This is a genomic window from Salmonella sp. SAL4457 (genome assembly GCF_046548235.1).
Taxonomy (GTDB): domain Bacteria; phylum Pseudomonadota; class Gammaproteobacteria; order Enterobacterales; family Enterobacteriaceae; genus Salmonella; species Salmonella enterica.
Genome location: NZ_JBGDZO010000277.1, coordinates 1 through 302 on the forward strand (window position 1 = coordinate 1; position 302 = coordinate 302).

The window sequence follows — 302 nt, forward strand, 5'->3', positions numbered from 1 at the left end:
CCGGAGAGCACCGAGAGGCTCTGGTTGCGGTACACCAGCGGCGCACCGAGCACCGCCGCGCCGCCGAGCATCGAGCAGACGCCAGGCACCACTTCGCTTTCGTAGCGCGTCGCCAGGCGGTCGTGCAGGTACATGTAGGAACCGTAGAAGAACGGGTCGCCCTCGCAGATCACCGCCACGTCGCGGCCGGCGTCCAGGTGCGCGGCCAGCTGTTCGGCGGCGGTGTCGTAGAAATCGCTGATGATGGTCTCGTAGCACAGCGGCGGTTCCAGCTTCTCGGTGGTCACCGGATAGACCAGCGG

Annotated in this window: 1 protein-coding gene; it reads right to left on the reverse strand. The window is 67.2% G+C overall.

The window, feature by feature from the left end; all coding sequences use genetic code 11:
- Nucleotides 1–302 (reverse strand): SAM-dependent methyltransferase (locus ACLJNW_RS24265; RefSeq protein WP_410961226.1); only part of this gene is annotated, 302 nt, incomplete at both ends.